General features: G+C 72.2%; 3 protein-coding genes and 1 pseudogene. All 4 read left to right on the forward strand.

All coding sequences use genetic code 11. The annotated features are described in order from the left end of the window. A partial coding sequence (gene ssd / locus AC5RV2_RS16030) for a septum site-determining protein Ssd (RefSeq protein ID WP_494093157.1) occupies positions 1-1,011 on the forward strand: 1,011 nt, incomplete at its 5' end. Next, positions 1,008-2,171, forward strand: a complete 1,164-nt coding sequence (locus tag AC5RV2_RS16035) for a TadA family conjugal transfer-associated ATPase (RefSeq protein ID WP_494093158.1) — start codon at positions 1,008-1,010, stop codon at positions 2,169-2,171. The genes ssd and AC5RV2_RS16035, both read left to right, overlap by 4 nt. Beyond that, the gene (locus AC5RV2_RS16040; protein ID WP_494093159.1) at positions 2,168-2,974 is read left to right on the forward strand and encodes a hypothetical protein; all 807 of its coding nucleotides are present in this window, start codon (positions 2,168-2,170) and stop codon (positions 2,972-2,974) included. Before AC5RV2_RS16035 ends, AC5RV2_RS16040 begins: the two co-directional genes overlap by 4 nt. Further along, positions 2,971-3,380 (forward strand): annotated as a pseudogene (locus AC5RV2_RS16045) (hypothetical protein); the annotation flags it as partial. The gene AC5RV2_RS16040 and the pseudogene AC5RV2_RS16045, both read left to right, overlap by 4 nt.

The following is a 3,380-nucleotide window of genomic DNA, read 5'->3' on the forward strand; positions in this document are numbered from 1 at the left end:
ATCGCGGCGGCGGCCGGGCTGGCACTTCGCCCCGACGGGCGCCCCGACGGATTGCCGGGGACCCCGAATGCCGCTCGTGGAGCCGCCCCGATGCTTCTGGGCACCGCCGGGCATCACCGGGTGCAGCGGAGCGGCGGGGACATCATCGTGGTCGGATTCATCGACGAAGCACCGGCCCTGTGGGACCTGGCGGCCTCCACGGGCGCCGGCCGGGTGGCGGTGTTGCCCGAGGGCGCGGTGTGGTTGGCGGAATACCTGAGCCGGACCTGGCGGCGTGAAACGGCAGGGAAGGTGGTTGCCGTGCACGGGGCCAGCGGTGGAGTAGGGGCCTCTACCCTGGCCGCCTGGCTGGCCGCGGAGGCTGCCCGGTCGGGAACGGCCACGGTCTTGGTGGACGACGACCCGCTCGGCGGAGGGCTCTCGGCGGCTTTGGGCGCCGCCGACGTCCCGGGCCTGGCCTGGCCGGATCTGGCAGCGGTGCAGGGAACGGTGAACCCGGTGCAACTGGCGGCGTCCTTGCCGGCGACCGGCGGATTCTCCCTGCTGTCTTGGCCGGGGACAGGCGACCCCGCCTTGCACGGCGTCCCGCAGGACGAGGTGGCGGCGGAAATCATGGCCGCCGCGGCAGGTGCCTTTGGCCTGGTGGTTGTCGACGCCGGACGGCTGAGAAGACCACCCCAGACCGTGCCGCCGGCTCACGACACTGTGCTGCTGGCCCGAACGGACAGCCGCTCCCTGCGGGCCGCGGCGGCAGCGGCGGCAGCGGCCGAAACCGGAACAAACCTGCACCTGGTGGTCCGGGGACCGTTGCCGGCGGGAGCCGACGAACAGTTGATCGCCGACGAGCTGGGGGTGCCGTTGGCCGGCTACGTGCCGTACCTGCGCGCGGTCCCGGCGGCACAGCGGGGCGGGCGTCTGCTGGATCTGGCCTCGAACAGGCGGATCCGCGCGTTGTGCGCCGGCCTGCTGGAGCGCCTGAACCCCGCACCGGGGCAGGGCAACAGGTCATGAACGGGGCGGGACGCAGGCGGGCTGCCCCGGCAGCGGCCCCCGGCATTGGTCTGGAGCCTTTCCGCCGCGCGGTGCTCTCCGATCCATCGCCGGTGACGGGAGCCCGACTGGCAGCAGCCGTTCAGTCGAGCGGCCGTTTGCTGGGAACGGCCGGTACGTTGCAGGCGGTGGACTCACTGGCCGCCGACTTGCGCGGACTGGGGCCGCTGCAACCGCTGGCGGACGCGGGGGCCACGGACATCCTGGTGAATGGCGCGCAGGACATCTGGACCGACGGCGAACGCGGTCTGGTCCGTGCCTCCGTCGCTTTTGCCAACGACGCCGAGGTCCGGGCGCTGGCCGTACGCCTGGTCGCAGCCGGCGGGCGCAGGCTCGACGACGGGAACCCGTGCGCGGATGTGCGCCTGGCGGGTTACCGGGTCCATGCCGTGCTGCCACCGGTTTCGACCGGCGGGACGCTGCTCTCGATCCGGCTCCATCGTCCGCGCCGCTTCACGCTCGCGGAACTGCTCATCGCCGCGCCGCAGTGGCAGCCCTACCTCGAAGCCATCGTCGGGCAGCGCCTGAACTTCCTGATCTGCGGAGCCACCGGGTCAGGCAAGACGACCTTGCTGTCGGCGATGTTGGGGATCGCCGGTCCTCAGGAACGGATGGTCTTGGTCGAGGATGCCGCCGAACTGGACCCGGACCATCCGCATGTGGTGGGCCTGCAGAGCCGGACCAGCAACGTCGAGGGCACCGGGTCAGTCGGCATGGCGGAGCTGGTTCGGCAGGCCCTGCGGATGCGGCCGGACCGGTTGGTGGTCGGAGAGTGCCGGGGAGCGGAGGTCCGCGAGTTCCTCGCGGCGATGAACACCGGCCACGCCGGAGCCGGCGGCACCATCCACGCGAACTCCGCCGCGGCGGTCCCGGCCAGGCTGGCAGCCATGGGCGCGCTCGCCGGGATGAGCGCCGAAGCGGTCGTACTTCAGGCGGCGAGCGCACTGGACCTGGTGATCTCGATGCACCGGACCGGAGAAGGGCGCTGCGTGCGGGAGATCTGCCTGCTGCGGCGCGATCCCTCCGGTGGCCTGCAGACCATTCCGGCGCTGGCCGCTGACGGAGCCGGCATCAGGCACTCGCCTGGAGCGGACGAACTCAACGAACGGTTGTTCCCGTGACCGGCCTCGCGTTCTTCCTGTTGTCTGCGGCCGCCTGCCTGCTGCTGTTGCCGAGGCGCGGATCCCTGTCAGCCGAGGTGCGCCGCGGCTTCTGCCGGGCGTCGGCCGGCAGCAGGACGAGGCGGCGGTCCGACGTCGCCGAATTGGACCAGTTGCCCCTCTTCGTGCGGCAGTTGGCGGCGCTGTTGAGTGCCGGGCGCACGCCGGCCCAGCTCTGGCCGGACATGCTCTCCGTCTATGCGGCGGCGGGACCGCCCGACCGGTCCACTCCGGGGGCACGGCGGCGGGGTGGAACGGGGCCGGAGCCGGGTGCGGCAGCGCGGGAAGCCGGGCTGTTGCTCCCGACCCTCGAGGCGGCAGCACAGGCCGCGGACCTGGGCCTGGGAATCGGACCGGTTCTGCGCAGGCAGGAGCGGGGCGACGGCCGGCGGGTACGACCCGAGGCCGCCGCCGTGCAACGGATGTGGCATGATCTGGCTTCCTGTTGGGAGGTTTCCGAGAGGACCGGGGCACCACTGTCATTGTTGCTGGAGAATTATGCGCGGCACCTGCAGCATCGGCTTGATGCCAGGGCTGCGCGGAGAACCGCCCTGGCGGGACCGCAGGCCACCGCGGCCCTGCTCGGGTGGCTGCCGCTGCTGGGCCTAGGGCTCGGCGCTGCCATGGGTGCCGACCCCGTCGCCACGCTGCTGCTGTCACCGACGGGGTGGCCGGTCCTGGTCACCGGGGCGGCACTCATGGTCGGCGCACGCGTCTGGTCCCGGCAGCTCATGCGCCATGCTGCCGGAAGGGAGGGCCTGTGATTCCGGTGCTGGCCGGTGTACTGCTCTTTGCTGCTGCCTGGCTGCTGAATCCGGGACTGGTCGGTGCCCGCCGCGTCCCCGCGAAGCGGCCGATGGTTTCAGGCGTAACCCGGAAGGGTGGCGGCAGCGACGAAGCGGCCGACGATCCGGCCCTGCATTTGGACTTGTTGGGCGCGATGTTGGCAGCGGGACTGCCCCTGCCCCACGCCGTGGCCGCCCTCGCCGCCACCAGCCTGGGAACGACGAAGGCGGCTCTGGATCAGGTTGCCTCGGCGTTGTTGCTGGGCGTGGACTGGCAGGAGGCCTGGGCGCTCGCCGAGCCCGGTTCCGGAGTCGACGTGTTGCGTGACTCCCTGCGCTTCGGTGCCGCAACGGGGGCGCCCTCGGCGGCGGTGCTCTTTGCCCA

Source organism: Arthrobacter sp. Y3225116, assembly GCF_059091245.1.

What these genes read in the sequence shown, in the direction of transcription:
- AC5RV2_RS16035 (WP_494093158.1), top strand. Translation starts at nt 1,008, where the DNA reads ATGAACGGGGCGGGACGCAGGCGGGCTGCCCCGGCAGCGGCCCCCGGC.